This is a genomic window from Pseudarthrobacter sp. NPDC058196, assembly GCF_042882685.1.
GTDB lineage: Bacteria > Actinomycetota > Actinomycetes > Actinomycetales > Micrococcaceae > Arthrobacter.
On record NZ_JBHVVN010000016.1, the window covers coordinates 55,050 to 69,149 of the forward strand.

11 protein-coding genes are annotated in these 14,100 nt (G+C 65.7%); 9 read left to right on the plus strand and 2 right to left on the minus strand.

Going from position 1 to position 14,100, the window contains the following annotated elements:
* The first annotated feature begins 95 nt into the window (after window positions 1-95).
* The 5 genes from ACFVVC_RS19900 (at window position 96) to ACFVVC_RS19920 (ending at window position 5,349) form a co-directional block, all read left to right on the plus strand.
* The gene (locus tag ACFVVC_RS19900) at window positions 96-1,166 is read left to right on the plus strand and encodes a Gfo/Idh/MocA family protein (protein WP_387457296.1); all 1,071 of its coding nucleotides are present in this window, start codon (window positions 96-98) and stop codon (window positions 1,164-1,166) included.
* A 111-nt stretch (window positions 1,167-1,277) separates the two neighbouring features.
* A complete protein-coding gene (locus ACFVVC_RS19905; protein ID WP_387457298.1) occupies window positions 1,278-2,237 on the plus strand; it encodes a hypothetical protein in 960 nt (319 codons plus the stop codon).
* Window positions 2,238-2,326: 89 nt separating this feature from the next.
* The gene (locus ACFVVC_RS19910; protein ID WP_387457301.1) at window positions 2,327-3,343 is read left to right on the plus strand and encodes a hypothetical protein; all 1,017 of its coding nucleotides are present in this window, start codon (window positions 2,327-2,329) and stop codon (window positions 3,341-3,343) included.
* Window positions 3,344-3,628: 285 nt separating this feature from the next.
* Window positions 3,629-4,858, plus strand: coding sequence for a serine/threonine-protein kinase (locus ACFVVC_RS19915; RefSeq protein ID WP_387457304.1), 1,230 nt, complete (start codon window positions 3,629-3,631; stop codon window positions 4,856-4,858).
* Window positions 4,855-5,349: a hypothetical protein gene (locus tag ACFVVC_RS19920; protein ID WP_387457307.1), complete on the plus strand. Its 495-nt coding sequence runs from the start codon at window positions 4,855-4,857 to the stop codon at window positions 5,347-5,349. The genes ACFVVC_RS19915 and ACFVVC_RS19920 overlap by 4 nt, the downstream gene beginning before the upstream one ends.
* 91 nt (window positions 5,350-5,440) lie before the next feature.
* Here ACFVVC_RS19920 and ACFVVC_RS19925 read toward each other — a convergent pair whose 3' ends face one another.
* Window positions 5,441-7,660, minus strand: coding sequence for an NADP-dependent isocitrate dehydrogenase (locus ACFVVC_RS19925; RefSeq protein ID WP_387457310.1), 2,220 nt, complete (start codon window positions 7,658-7,660; stop codon window positions 5,441-5,443).
* Window positions 7,661-7,986: 326 nt separating this feature from the next.
* On the opposite strand from ACFVVC_RS19925, the gene ACFVVC_RS19930 reads away from it, so the two are divergent.
* Together ACFVVC_RS19930 and ACFVVC_RS19935 are read left to right on the plus strand one after the other, a co-directional pair.
* Complete coding sequence (locus ACFVVC_RS19930; protein WP_387457313.1) at window positions 7,987-8,961, plus strand: trypsin-like serine peptidase; 975 nt, start codon at window positions 7,987-7,989, stop codon at window positions 8,959-8,961.
* Entirely contained in the window at window positions 8,945-9,118 is a 174-nt protein-coding gene (locus tag ACFVVC_RS19935) for a hypothetical protein (RefSeq protein ID WP_387457316.1), read from the plus strand. The genes ACFVVC_RS19930 and ACFVVC_RS19935 overlap by 17 nt, the downstream gene beginning before the upstream one ends.
* 119 nt (window positions 9,119-9,237) lie before the next feature.
* Here the strand turns inward: ACFVVC_RS19935 and purH are convergent, their stop codons facing one another.
* Window positions 9,238-10,923: a bifunctional phosphoribosylaminoimidazolecarboxamide formyltransferase/IMP cyclohydrolase gene (purH, locus tag ACFVVC_RS19940; protein ID WP_387457319.1), complete on the minus strand. Its 1,686-nt coding sequence runs from the start codon at window positions 10,921-10,923 to the stop codon at window positions 9,238-9,240.
* 143 nt (window positions 10,924-11,066) lie between these two features.
* On the opposite strand from purH, the gene ACFVVC_RS19945 reads away from it, so the two are divergent.
* Entirely contained in the window at window positions 11,067-12,419 is a 1,353-nt protein-coding gene (locus ACFVVC_RS19945; protein WP_387457322.1) for an MFS transporter, read from the plus strand.
* 468 nt (window positions 12,420-12,887) lie between these two features.
* On the plus strand, window positions 12,888-14,069 hold the full coding sequence (locus ACFVVC_RS19950; protein ID WP_387457325.1) for an exodeoxyribonuclease VII large subunit: 1,182 nt from the start codon (window positions 12,888-12,890) through the stop codon (window positions 14,067-14,069).
* Window positions 14,070-14,100: the final 31 nt, after the last annotated feature.

Genomic DNA, 14,100 nt, shown 5'->3' on the forward strand with positions numbered 1-14,100 from the left:
ACGCGCCCTGGCCTTGGGCCCCTTTGTCCTGTTCCTGTCCTCCCTCCTGGCGACGCAGTCCCCCACCCCCACAGGGCTGTGACAGGATGGCAACTATGAGTGCTCCCATCGCCACGCCATGGCTGACCGGCCAGCCTGACCAGGACCCCCGGTCCGCCACCGGAGCGCCACTCCGCTGGGGAATCATCGCCACGGGCAGCATTGCCCGCGCCGTCTCGCAGGATCTCGCGTTGCTCCAGGACGCCCGGCTGTACGCGGTCAGTTCCCGGGCACAGGACTCTGCGGACGCGTTCGCCGTGGCCTACGATTTTGAGAAAGCATACGGGGACGACGACGGCGTCCCCGGCTACCAGCGGCTCCTCGCCGATGACGCCGTGGACGTCGTCTACGTCGCAACACCGCACGCCCAGCACCACGAAATAGTCCTCGCCGCCCTCCACGCCGGCAAGCACGTGCTTTGCGAAAAAGCCTTCACCATCAACGCCCGGGAAGCTGCCGAACTCATCGACGTTGCCCGAGACCGCAAGCTCTTCCTAATGGAGGCGGTCTGGAGCCGGTTCCTGCCGTCAATGCAGCGGGCTTTCGAAATAGCCGCGTCGGGTGAACTGGGCGACATCCACTGGATCAGCGCCGACCTCGGCTTTCCTGCACCGTACTCACCCACCGCCCGGCTCTGGGCGCGCGAAGACGGCGGCGGTGCACTGCTGGATCTGTCGGTCTATCCGCTCCTCTGGGCGCTTGGCACCCTCGGCTTTCCGCAGACCGTGAGCGCCACCGGATTCGTGAACGACGACGGCGTTGACGCCCAAAACGCGATCACTCTTGGCTACAGCCACGCGGCCCAGGTCCAGCTCACCTCATCCCTGCTGGCGCACGGGCCACGTACCGCCACTGTTGCCGGGAGCCTGGGATTCCTGCAGAGCGTTGGATCGATCAACAGTCCGCGTGAACTCGTCATCGCCAATGGGTGGGAGAACCGCCGGACCGAAACGTTCGACGTTGTGGGAAAGGGCTACACTTACGAACTGCGCGAAGTGATGCGGTGCGTCCAACAGGGGCTCACCGAAAGTCCGGTGATGCCACTGGAGGATTCGTTGAACACGATGAGGCTGTTCGACGGCGTTCGCGCGCAGCTGGGCGTTACCTACCCGAACGACAACCGTTAGGGTTTGGGGCGGAATTCCACGATAGTTTGCGCCCACCCCTAGACTTCTCGGAATGCCCGGTCCTACCCTGTAGGCAGCATCGATTGCGCCGGACACTGGGGGGTGGTACGCATGGCTCGAAAGGGATCGCCATGGTGTGCCCTGCGCCCGGCGCTCCTCGGCGGGGCAGCCGCAATCATGTGGCTGACCCTTTCATCCACGGCAGCATCCGCGGACGCCGGACCGGACTCGCCGTCCCTGACCGGCAGTGCCACCAGCACGGTACTATCCCTGCCCCATAGCCTTACGGATTCGGTTTCAACGCCTTCCGCCGGCTCCCCAGCGGGAGGTGCCGTTGCACCCGGGCCGGCCCAATCTGTGGCCTCCCGGATTTCCGGCCTCGCGGACAACGCCATCGCGGTTGTTCCCGCGCTGGAGCAGGCTGTTCCGCCGGGAACTGTTTCTTCAATTTCTGCTCCCTGTGTCGACGTTGCTGACGCCGTGACGGCCGTGGCTCTGCCGGTGGTTGTGGCCCCCGCAGCCGAGGCCGTTCCCGTACTGGAGCCGGTGCTCCAGCCCGTTTCTGATCTCCTGACTGGTGCCACCCCCGTGAGCCTTCCTGCTCTGCCCATCGGCGCCTTACCAGCAGGTCTTCCTGCGGTGGGCAGCGCGGATCCCGCGGTGGACCAGCAGTCGCCGGCGGAAGCGCCTGCGGCTGCCCTCGAGGAGTCCCCGGACCCGGGCCCGGCTTCCGGCGCGCTGCCCAGCGAGTTTGGGGTTGGGGACGACTTGCTGTTGCAGTCGGCAGGCAACGCGGCACCGACGGACATATCCGGAATGGAGCCTGCGTCCGCAGATCCTGCTTCCGGGCAGTCTGTCCCCGGTGACCCGGCGCACGTGCCTGGCCAGGTTCCAGGGGTCCCGGCGTCCGGTACGGGCAGCAGCGGATCATCCGCCGGTCCGTCCGGGGCGGCCGCGTGGCTAAGCGTGTTCGACATTGGTCTAGAACGGCCCGGCGCACTGCTCGCCAGCGAGCCTTCCGGGCACATCCCTGCCCCGGCCTCCTTCGACCCCGGTTCTTCACCTGACTAGTTGATGCCGCCTGCCCCGTTCGGGGCAGCACGTGGCATGACGGGCAGCGGATTGCGTGCCCGAACCTCAACTTTTCAGGAGTAATCACCATGAGTACCAACCTTCGCAGGGGGCTGCTTGGCGCCCTCTTTGCCGGCGGCCTGCTGGCCTTCGGATGCACCGCAGCAAGCGCAGCGGACACAACCAGCGGGACTGATCTCTCCGCGTCCGCCCTGATCTCGGCGGCGCCCGCCGACTCGACGTCGTTGGGCCTGCTGGGTGACCCAACGCCGTCCAGCTCGACGGGCGTCGCCGCGGCCGCCAACGTCAGCCTTGGCCTCGGCAGCAACCGCACCGGGACCACCGTCCCGGCCGCGGCAGCCAACGTCACCCTCGGCACCGGCACAGACCTCGGTACCACCGGCACCACCGACCTGGCAGCCGCCGCAGACGTCAACCTCGGACTCGGCACCAACCCCAACGGGACCACGGCCGACGCCGCCGTAACACTCGGCACCGGCACAGACCTCGGTACCACCGGCACCACCGACCAGGCAGCCGCCGCAAACGTCAACCTCGGACTCGGCACCAACCCCAACGGGACCACGGCCGACGCCGCCGTAACACTCGGCACCGGCACCGAAAGCACGACCACAGTCGACGCCAACGTCACCCTCGGCACCGGCTTTGGCACCGGAACGGCAAGCAGCGGCGGGCCGGAGGCCGCCGCCGGCCTCGGCACTGATCTCGGCATTGGACTCGGCGTCGACAACACCACAGGCACCACAGGACCGGCAGATGGCACCGCCGGGGACGCCGGCACCGTTGATCCGGGAACAAGCACCCCCGGCGCAAGCGATCCTGCCGCCGGAGATGCCGGCACCACGGATCCCGGAGCCGGCAGCCAGGGCACCGGCGACGTTCCGGCGGCATCCGCCGGCTCGAGGGCAGTGAGTGGGGCCATCGCCACCGTCACCGCCCCTGCCAGCGGTGCTTCCACCCCAGCCAACACCGGCACGGCCCACGCCAGCCTCGCCAAGACCGGCTGGGATGCATCCCTGGTGCCCCTGGCACTGCTGCTCCTGGTGGCAGGACTCCTGGTGCTCCGGAAGCGCAGGGTCTCCTAGGGCCACCGTCTTTACAGGATAAGCAGCGCCCGTACAGAGGCGCCTGAAGGGGCTGCCCCGTGCGGGGCGGCGAGAGGAGGACACCCACCCGGAACAGCATGAGCACAACACAAAACATGTCATCAGCACACATGTCCTTGTAGCCAATGGTCCGGCGGTGATGCTTCAACCAGCCGCCGGACCGTTGGCATGCCGCACAGCCAAAGCCAGCCAATCTGTGGTTTCACTGCGCCCCTCGTATAATTTGGGGTACGACAGTGCCGCAGCGCACCGGGAGGAACGGTCATGGTGGCGGAATCGCCTAGCTCCATCAAGAATGAAGTGGTCGGCGGACGTTACCGTTTGAGTGAGGTAATAGGCCGCGGCGGAATGTCATCGGTGTACTGCGCCCGCGACGAAAACCTCGGCCGCGACGTCGCCTTGAAACTCTTTGCCCCGCAGGCCCCGGACGCGGATGAGCTCAAGCGCCAGGAAGCCGAGATCCAGCTCCTTGCCACGCTCAACCACCCTGGCCTGGTCACGCTCTTCGACGCTGGGATTGATGACCGGGTTCCAGACGAACCCAGGCCCTTCCTGACCATGGAGCTCGTCGAGGGACAGGACCTCCGCGGCCGCATCCGGCACAGCCGGGTGCCTCTGGAAGAACTGTCCGTCATCGGTGCAGGCATCGCCGATGCCTTGGCCTACGTGCACGGCCTGGGCATCATCCACCGCGACATCAAACCCGGCAACATCCTGCTGGTCCAGATCCGTCCCGGCGAGCCCTTGCGTCCCAAGCTTACGGACTTCGGCATCGCCAGGATCGTGGACTCTACCAGGCTCACCGCCACCGGGACCATGGTGGGCACCGCCGCCTACCTCAGCCCCGAGCAGGCGCTCGGCAAGCCCCTTTCCCCCGCAACCGACATCTATTCGCTGGGGCTGGTGCTGCTCGAGTGCATCAAGGGGACCGTTGAGTACCCCGGCAGTGCGGTGGAATCCGCTGTTGCGCGGCTGCACCGCGCTCCGGAAATTCCCGACGACGTCCCCTCCGAATGGGCTGAGCTCATCCGCTCCATGACGTCGATTGAGCCCCTTGAACGGCCAACGGCCGCCGACATCGAGACCTCGCTGCGCCAGGCCCTGGTCTCGCCCGCTTCCACCCCGGGGGAACTGGCAGCGGAGACCACCCGGGTGCTGCCCGCCATGCCGTTTCACCCGCCATCCATCACTGCCCAAGAATCGGTGGATGAGCTGCGCCAAGCGGCGGATCCCGGCGGAGCAACCGCTCGCGAAGCGTCGGCCCCGGGGATCCCGCGACGCCCGGCGGAGAAAAGCCCCTCTTCGGTGGGCCGGTTCCTCAGGAGCAACCGAATCTGGCTGGCCGTGATCCTGGGCATCCTGGTGGTTGCCGCGGCCGCCGCCGCGGTGATGATCAGCGTGTCCGCCCGGCCCGCCGACGTCGTCCCTTATCCCACCGTGACGGGCACCCTGGGCGACCATCTCAAGGAACTCCAGAAGAGCGTAGCGCCGTGACGTTGCGGGTGACCACCGTGCTGCGGTTGGCTGTGGCCGGCTCGGCGGCGGTGCTGGCCGCCGGGCTCTTGGGTGCGTGTGCCTCCCCCGGGACAGGCCTGCAACGGGAAGCCGCCACACAATTCCAGGCCCGGGTACTGGAAGTTACCCAGGCGGCCTCGCAGGAGGATCCTGCCACGGCCCTGAAGGCGCTGGACGGGCTTGAATCCGACCTCTCGGCCGCCGCGGCGAAGGGCCAGGTTTCGGAGGAACGGAGCCGCAGCATCACCACCGTCGCCAGCGCCGTCAGGGCAGACCTCAACGATGCCGTTGCCGCCCAGCAAGCTGCCGCGAAGGCCGCCGAGGACGCGCGGACGGCGGCGCAGCAAGCGGCCCAGAGCGCCTCCCCCACGGCGGATGCACCCGTACCCCAGCCCGCGCCTGCCCAAGGTAATTCCGGCAGCGGCGGGGCAAAGAACAGCGGCGGCGACAAGGGCAAGGGCAAGAACTAACCCACGCCATGACGCTGGAATGCAGAAGAGGCGGTGTTCCGGAATCATCCGGAACACCGCCTCTTGTGTGGCTGCCGTTGCAGCGGCCGGGCTAGGCCAGGCTGGCGATGACCTGGTTAAGGGTGGCGGACGGACGCATCACGGCGGACGCCTTGGCGTCCTCCGGGCGGTAGTAGCCTCCGATGTCCACGGGTGAACCTTGGACCTCAGCCAGCTCGCCAACGATCGTTTCTTCCTTGGAGGACAGCTCACCGGCGACCGAGCTGAATGCGGCGGCAAGGTCGGCGTCGGACGTCTGCTTGGCCAGCTCCTCAGCCCAGTAACGGGCCAGGAAGTAGTGGCTGCCGCGGTTGTCCAGCTCGCCGGCGCGGCGGCTGGGCGACTTGTTCTCCAGCAGGAACGTGCCGGTGGCGCGGTCCAGGGTGTCGGCCAGGACCTGTGCGCGGGCGTTGCCCGTGGTGGTGGCCAGGTGCTCGAAGCTCACGGCCAGTGCCAGGAATTCGCCCAGGCTGTCCCAGCGCAGGTGGTTTTCCTTGAGCAGTTGCTGGACGTGCTTGGGGGCGGAACCGCCGGCGCCGGTCTCGAAGAGTCCGCCGCCGTTCATCAGCGGCACAACCGAGAGCATCTTGGCGCTGGTGCCCAGTTCGAGGATGGGGAACAGGTCCGTGAGGTAGTCGCGGAGCACGTTGCCGGTGACGGAGATGGTGTCCTCACCCTTGCGGATCCGCTCCAGGGTGAAGGCGGTGGCGTTGACCGGGGACATGATCTGGAGGTCCAGGCCCTCGGTGTCGTGGTCCTTCAGGTATTCGTTGACCTTGGCGATGAGGTTGGCGTCGTGGGCGCGCTCCTCATCCAGCCAGAACACGGCGGGGGTCTGCGAGGCGCGGGCGCGGGTGACGGCCAGCTTGACCCAGTCGCGGATGGGGGCGTCCTTGGTCTGGCAGGCGCGCCAGATATCACCGGGGACGACGTCGTGTTCGACCAGGACGTTGCCGTTGCCGTCAACGATCTGCACCTTGCCGGCTTCCTGGATTTCGAACGTCTTGTCGTGGCTGCCGTATTCTTCGGCTGCCTGGGCCATCAGGCCCACGTTCGGGACGGTGCCCATGGTGGTGGGGTCGTAGGCGCCGTTGGCGCGGCAGTCATCGATGACCACCTGGTAGATGCCCGCGTAGGAGCTGTCCGGCAGGACCGCCAGGGTGTCGCCTTCCTTGCCGTCCGGGCCCCACATGTGGCCGGAGGTACGGATCATGGCCGGCATCGAGGCGTCGACGATGATGTCGGAGGGCACGTTGAGGCTGGTGATGCCCTTGTCGGAGTCCACCATGGCCAGCGCGGGGCCGTCTTCCAGGCCCTTCTTGATCAGGTTCTGGACGCCGTCGCGGACGTCCGCCGGCAGGTCCTCAAGGCTGCTCAGGATGGCGGCCAGGCCGTTGTTGGGGCTGATGCCGGCGGCGCTGAGCTGCTTGCCGTAGGTCTCGAAGAGTTCGGAGAAGTATGCCTTCACCACGTGGCCGAAGATGATCGGGTCCGAAACCTTCATCATGGTGGCCTTCAGGTGCGCGGAGAACAGCACTCCCTCTTCCTTGGCACGGGCCACCTGGGCCTTCAGGAACTCGTCAAGGGCTGCGGCGCGCATCACGGTGCCGTCGATGACCTCGCCGGCCAGGACGGGGAAGGCCTTCTTCAGGACCTTGACCGAGCCGTCCTCGCGGACCAGCTGGATGGCGATGGTGCCGTCGGCGTCGATGACCACGGACTTCTCGTTGGAGCGGAAGTCGTCCTGGCCCATGGTGGCCACGTTGGTCTTGGAGTCCGAGGTCCAGGCGCCCATGGAGTGCGGGTTCTGCCGGGCGTAGTTCTTCACGGACAGCGGTGCACGGCGGTCCGAGTTGCCTTCGCGCAGGACCGGGTTCACTGCGGAGCCCTTGATCTTGTCGTAGCGCGAGCGCACGGCGGTCTCTTCGTCCGACGTGGGGTTGTCGGGGTAATCCGGCAGGGCATAGCCCTGGCCCTGCAGTTCGGCGATGGCCGCCTTCAGCTGCGGGATGGAGGCGCTGATGTTGGGCAGCTTGATGATGTTGGCTTCCGGCGTCTTCGCCAGCTCACCGAGTTCAGCAAGGGCGTCACCGATCTGCTGCTCCGGGGTGAGGTAGTCACCGAACACGGCAATGATGCGGCCGGCGAGCGAGATGTCGCGGGTCTCCACCTCCACACCTGCAGTCGAAGCGAAGGCCTCGATGATGGGCAGGAACGAATAGGTAGCCAGCATCGGCGCTTCGTCGGTGTGGGTGTAGATAATCTTGGACATGCGCGGGCGTCTCCCTGAAGGTCGGCTTGGTCGTGAAATCTTTGTCTATTTCACCAAGTACAACTTACCCGAGGACGCCGGTTTGAACCTTAACGGGCCTCCCGGATTACCCCGGTGGGAGCAGCATTACAGCGATAGAGAACGCCCGACGACGGCACCCACCCGGGTGCCCCGGCCGGCGTCGCTACCGGGGGGCAGGTACCGGGCGCCCGCCCGGCTCGTGCCGCCGGATGATTGGTCACGAGTGTGTACAAACGCGGCGCGCGGCGATAAGTTCGCTAAGTCACTCCCGATCCCGGGCCCAACCCCGTTCAGACAGGACAACAATGACACGTACCAGGTCCCTGGCATCCGGCCTCCTGACCTTCTCCGCGGCCGCCGTGCTGGCCATCACCTCAGCCGGCGGGGCTTCCGCCACCCCGGCCCCGTCCGACGGGAAGGCACATCCCTCGGTTGCCAGCATCTCTGTCGATGCCGGCGGCGCGGCCGACTACTGGACCCCCGAACGGATGCAGAGCGCCCTTCCGGGTGACACGCTGGCGGGCAAGGCGCTCGAGCGCGGCAACCGCTCCAGCCTCGCCGTGGTGGAGAAGGGCAAGCCGGCCACCACCCAGGGGACCAAGGGAAAGCCCACCATCGCCAAGAGTGAGACCCCCGTCTCGCACATCGGCAAGGTCTTCTTCACCATGGGCACAACCAACTACGTGTGCTCGGGAAACGCCGTCTCCTCCGCGAACGGCAGCACTGTGGCAACGGCCGGACACTGCGTTAACGAAAGTGGCGCCTACGCCACCAACTTCGTCTTCGTACCCGCATACGACAACGGCGCGGCACCCTACGGCAAGTGGTCCGCCAAGGCCCTGTACGCCCCCACCCAGTGGGTGTCCAACGGAGACATGACCTACGACACCGCCTTCGCCGTCGTGAACCCCTTGGGCGGGCAGAACCTGACGGACGTCGTTGGCGGCTCGGGCACTGCCTTCAACCAAGCTTATGGGCTGACTTACAAGGCCTTCGGCTACCCGCAGGCTGCACCGTTCGACGGCACATCCCTGTGGAGTTGCACCGGCAAGGCCACGAATGATCCCAACAATCCACAGTTCGGCACCCAGGGTATTCCCTGCGACATGACGGGCGGTTCCTCCGGCGGACCTTGGTTCATCCAGACGAACTCCACTACGGGCTCCGACGGGCTGCAGAACTCGATCAACAGCTACGGCTACAACCGCTCCGCCGTCATGTACGGCCCGTACTGGGGCTCGGTTATCGAGGCAACGTACACCGATGCAGCGAAATCCTAACGAACCGGCGCCGGACCAGGACCCTGTCAGCCACGCCGACCTTGACCAGTCCAGCGAGGAAGTCCTCGACTACTGGACCGAAGAGCGGATGGCTGAAGCCCGGCCCCGCGAGCTGACGCTTCCGGAACCCGGGCCCGGCCCGGCGGCCCAGGACTAAGCCGCTTAACAGACGACGGCGCCCGTCCCCTTTTCAGGGGACGGGCGCCGTTGTTGGTTCAATCCACCATCGATTGCTCCGTATTTGTCGAACCGGTGGGGAGCAATCGATGCCGCCGATCAGTGGAAGAAGTGCCGGGCGCCGGTGAAGTACATGGTGACGCCGGCCGCGTTCGCTGCCGCGATGACTTCCTCGTCGCGGACGGAGCCACCGGGCTGGACCACGGCGCGGACACCGGCGTCGATCAGGATCTGCAGGCCGTCGGCGAACGGGAAGAACGCGTCCGAGGCCGCGACGGCGCCGCGGGCCCGCTCAGGTGCGCCGCTCGCGTCCGTATTCGAGGCACCGCCGGCGCCGTCGACGTCGGACTCAACCTCCACGCCCAGGGTGTTCGCCCGCTCCACGGCGAGGCGGCACGAATCGAGCCGGTTGACCTGGCCCATGCCGATGCCCACGGCCGCGCCGTTGTCGGCAATCAGGATGGCGTTGGACTTCGCGGCCCGGCACGCGGTCCAGGCGAAGGCGAGGTCCGCAAGGGTCTTCTCATCCGCGGCCTCACCGGCGGCGAGGGTCCAGTTGGCGGGGTTGTCGCCGTCGGCGTCCACCTTGTCGCTGACCTGGACCAGCATGCCGCCGGAAACCTGGCGGAATTCCGTAGGATACCGGCCGTAGCCTTCGGGGAGGGCAAGCAGGCGGATGTTCTTCTTCTTGGACAGGATCTCCACGGCCTCGGGTTCGAAGCCGGGGGCGATCACGACCTCGGTGAAGATGTCCTTGACCGTGTTGGCCATGGCCGCGGTCACGGTGCGGTTGGCCGCGATGACGCCGCCGAACGCGGAGACGGGGTCGCAGGCGTGGGCCTTGGCGTGCGCGTCGGCGATGGGGTCGGCGGCGTCCGCGGAACCAACGGCAACACCGCACGGGTTGGCATGCTTGATGATGGCGACGGCGGGCTCGCTGAAGTCGTAGGCGGCGCGCAGGGCGGCGTCGGCGTCAACGAAGTTGTTGTAGCTCATGGCCTTGCCGTGCAGCTGGTCCGCCTGGGCGATGCCCACCGGCGCAGCCTTGTCCACGTAGAGTGCCGCCTGCTGGTGCGGGTTCTCGCCGTAGCGCAGGACCTCGGAGCGTTCCAAGGACAGGCCGGCGTACGCGGGCCAGTCGATGACGCCGTCGCCGTCTTCATCCAGGAACTGGCCGGCGGTCCAGGTGGCTACTGCGTTGTCATACGCGGCGGTATGGGCGAACGCCTTGGCGGCGAGGCGGCGGCGGGTCTTCAGGTCGAAGCCGCCGGCGGCAGCGGCCGCCACCACCTGGCCGTAGAAGGTCGGGTCCACCACAATGGCGACGGCGGCGTGGTTCTTCGCGGCCGAGCGCACCATCGCCGGGCCGCCGATATCGATCTGCTCAACGACGTCGTCCTGTGCGGCGCCGGACTTTACCGTCTCCACGAACGGGTAGAGGTTCACCACCACCAGGTCGAAGGCCTCGATGTCCATGCTGGCGAGGGTTTCCATGTGGGCCGGGACCCGGCGGTCGGCCAGGATGCCGCCGTGGACGCGCGGGTGGAGCGTCTTGACGCGGCCGTCCAACATTTCCGGGGAGCCGGTGACTTCCTCCACCTCCTGGACGGGGATGCCCGCGGCGGCGATCTTCTTGGCCGTGGAACCGGTGGAGACGAGCTTCACGCCGGCCGCGTGCAGGCCCGTGGCGAGCTCCTCCAGACCGGTCTTGTCGTAAACCGAGATCAGGGCCCGGCGGATGGGTACACGGTCAATGGATACGCGCTCATGCTGCGTGAAGCTCACAAATGTCTCCGTCTTATCTCGCGGAACAGGGCCGCGGTTGGTGGGGATATGGCCAGTTTATCGCGAAGGCAACGGTTACCCCCTGTGTGCGCCGGAGTGTGAACGTCCGCAGCCCCGGATAGAGTCTTCAGCAGGAGGCGGCGATGAATACTTACACCACTGTGCCCAGCGGCGAACAGGTGGTCCAGGAACTGCCCTGGCGATGGAAAGTCCAGGGCAGGATCTTCCTGATCGGGGGCCTCGGATTCATGTTCGACGCCTGGGATGTGACCCTTAACGGCATCCTCATCCCGCTGTTGTCCACGCACTGGGCGCTGACCCCGGGCGAGGCCGCATGGGTGGGTACGGCCAACCTGATCGGTATGGCCCTCGGGGCGTTCGCCTGGGGCACCATCGCGGACACCGTGGGCCGCAAGAAGGCGTTCACGGCCACGCTGCTCCTGTTCTCCATCTTCACCGTACTGGGTGCCTTCTCACCCGACTTCATGTGGTTCTGCATCTTCAGGTTCCTGGCAGGCTTCGGACTGGGCGGCTGCATTCCGGTGGACTACGCCCTGGTAGGTGAGTTCACGCCTCGGAAGCAGCGCGGCAAAGTCCTGACGGCCATGGACGGCTGGTGGCCCATCGGCGCCGCCCTGGCCGGGTTCGTCTCGGCGGGACTGGTGGCCCTGAACGGTGACTGGCGCCTGACCATGCTGGTGATGGTACTGCCCGCCCTCCTGGTGTTCTGGGTCCGGCGGAGCGTCCCCGAGTCCCCCTTGTTCCTGATCCGCAAGGGCAGGCGGGAAGAAGCGGCCAGGATCATTGACGGGCTGGTGGTGGCCACAGGCGCCGAACCCCGGGCCTACAGCCTGCCTGATGCCAAGGACGCGCCAAGGCTTTCGGCCGGCAGCGCCTGGACGCAACTGAGGTCCGTCTGGCAGTTCAACTGGAAGGTCACCACCGCCGCGTGGGCCCTGTTCTTCAGCATTCTCCTGGTCTACTACCTGTCCTTGACCTGGATGCCCAGGATCCTGATCGGAGCCGGGTTCGCGGAGTACAAGGCGTTCGTCACCACGGCGTCCATGGCCGCCGTCGGCTTCCTTGGCGTTGTGGTGGCTGCCCTGCTCGTGGAACGTGTGGGACGCAAGTGGATCCTTGCCGTCACCGGGCCGCTGTCCGCCCTGACCCTGGTGATCGTGGCGTTCGTGGTGGACATTCCCACGGCCGCGGTGTTCTGGTTGCTGGTGTTCGGGTTCGTGGTCCAGGTGGCCATCCCGGTGCTGTATGCCTACGTTTCGGAGCTCTACCCCACGGAACTGCGGGGCAGTGGCTTTGGCTGGGCATCAACGTTCTCCCGCCTGGGCGCCGGCTTTGGGCCGCTGATCTTCGCCAACTACTTCTGGCCGGAACTGGGCCTTGCCACGTCCTTTGCGCTGGCGGGTGCCCTGGTGGTGGTGTCGGTGCTGTGGATGGCCTTCTTCTCCCCGGAAACCCGGCAGCGCCGGCTCCAGTAGGGTGAACCGCGTTCCCCTTCCTTCCCAACTAACTCGCAGTTGTTGTCGTTTTCGCCCGTCAAAACGACAACAACTGCGAGTCAGTTTGCTGACAGCTTGGATGTTTGACTCGCCCGGTGTCCGAGGCTGTCGCTAAACTCCCACACGCACGCCGGGACCAAGCCCGGCCACGCCAAAGGGGGAAGCCATATGAATCCGCGTCAGACGCCGGCACCGAGGTCAACTGAAGGTTCCGTCAGCGAAGTCCGTGGCTGGGTAAGTAATCGGATCCGCAGGGCTGACCTGGCGGTGCAGGGTGAATGCGTAGCTCCACGCACGTCTGAAAACAAGTGGAATTTTGACCTCGCATCCGTCTCTCCCGAAGGGGTGGAGTACCTGCCATGCGTCGTTTGGGAGGATGCAGCACAGAAGTTGGATACGAGGCTAAGGCGGAGCGGTTCTTCATTGGAACAAGCAATGTTGGAAGGAATGGTCCTCACTATTAGAGGTACGCTGTGGTTTAGCGCCGACGGTTCGGTCGGAGTGCGGGTTAGCAACATCGAACCTGGATTCGCCCGCCGCGGCGAGCTCTATATTGAGCATAAAAGGGCAATCGCTTCGCTTCGCAGGGCAGGTCTCGATAGCCGCCGCCTAAGCAATGATTTTGTGCACGACAATCCCAAGAATGCATTTCAAGACGTCGGTTTCAAGCCAGAACGATTCATGGTTCTGGGCCCTGCCAAGGCGCAAGGAATTGGCGATCTGAGACGACGGCTTTCTCAGAGCGCAGGGTCCGCCCATGAGGTCATTTACCGATCCCATTCCTGGACCGCCGGTTCGAACATTGATGCGTTCCGCGCTCATCTTCAAGAGGCAAAGCGTCTGGATCTGGACCTTGTCCTTTTGGTTCAAGGTGGCGGGCATTGGAGCAGGCTCCGCGGCTACCAACGAGCGGACTTGGCTTTGGCAATCCATACGTCGCCGGTCCCTGTTGCAACGGCCGTAGGGCATGACGCCAACATTTCATTGGCCGATCGGGCTGCCATGCTGTCCTTCACCACTCCGACAGCCGCGGCGGAAGCGATCGCTAACGTTCTGGATCTCGATCGGTGGCGGCGGAAGAGGGATGCGCGCAATGCCTTTGCGCAAGAGCGCAGGCAGGAAGAACTTGCTGCCAAGACAGCTTCGATCGACCTCCAAAAAGCCAAAATGAAAGTAGTTGAACAGAGGTGCACTGCCGCGCGGGAGGCCGAAGAAAAGGCACGAACGAAACAGTCGGAGGCTGTTGCCGCATTACATATGGCGCTTAGGCTTCACACTAACGACCTTTTGGAAACCGCGGAGGCACGGGTCAGATTCCTGTCACATGCGGAATCGGCGGTGACTATCCTGGCGATCGTCGCACTCGTGGCCTACAACGATGAAGTGCTGAGGCTTCTTCAAATCAGTCCAAATGCGGTTCACAACTGGATTTACGTCCTGACGACAATATCTACTGGCCTCTGGCTGCTCGTGGGGCAACGGCGGGCACGAAAAGCTGCCGGGCTGCCCTCTGCTTCCCCCATGAAGCATCCGCCGGGAGATGTGGATTCATGGCGTGTCGCCGTCAAGAGAGTCCGTACCGTTCGAAAGCTCCGGCAGCTTCGACGCCACATGCCTCTTTGGCTGTAATCTCGCGCACTGGGGGACCGCCGGCGGCTCC

Excerpts from the sequence above, each read along its gene's own strand:
- ACFVVC_RS19900 (WP_387457296.1), top strand. The coding sequence starts at position 96 with ATGAGTGCTCCCATCGCCACGCCATGGCTGACCGGCCAGCCTGACCAG.
- ACFVVC_RS19905 (WP_387457298.1), top strand. The coding sequence starts at position 1,278 with ATGGCTCGAAAGGGATCGCCATGGTGTGCCCTGCGCCCGGCGCTCCTC.
- ACFVVC_RS19910 (WP_387457301.1), top strand. The coding sequence starts at position 2,327 with ATGAGTACCAACCTTCGCAGGGGGCTGCTTGGCGCCCTCTTTGCCGGC.
- ACFVVC_RS19915 (WP_387457304.1), top strand. The coding sequence starts at position 3,629 with ATGGTGGCGGAATCGCCTAGCTCCATCAAGAATGAAGTGGTCGGCGGA.
- ACFVVC_RS19925 (WP_387457310.1), bottom strand. The coding sequence starts at position 7,660 with ATGTCCAAGATTATCTACACCCACACCGACGAAGCGCCGATGCTGGCT.
- ACFVVC_RS19930 (WP_387457313.1), top strand. The coding sequence starts at position 7,987 with ATGACACGTACCAGGTCCCTGGCATCCGGCCTCCTGACCTTCTCCGCG.
- ACFVVC_RS19935 (WP_387457316.1), top strand. The coding sequence starts at position 8,945 with ATGCAGCGAAATCCTAACGAACCGGCGCCGGACCAGGACCCTGTCAGC.
- ACFVVC_RS19945 (WP_387457322.1), top strand. The coding sequence starts at position 11,067 with ATGAATACTTACACCACTGTGCCCAGCGGCGAACAGGTGGTCCAGGAA.
- ACFVVC_RS19950 (WP_387457325.1), top strand. The coding sequence starts at position 12,888 with ATGGTCCTCACTATTAGAGGTACGCTGTGGTTTAGCGCCGACGGTTCG.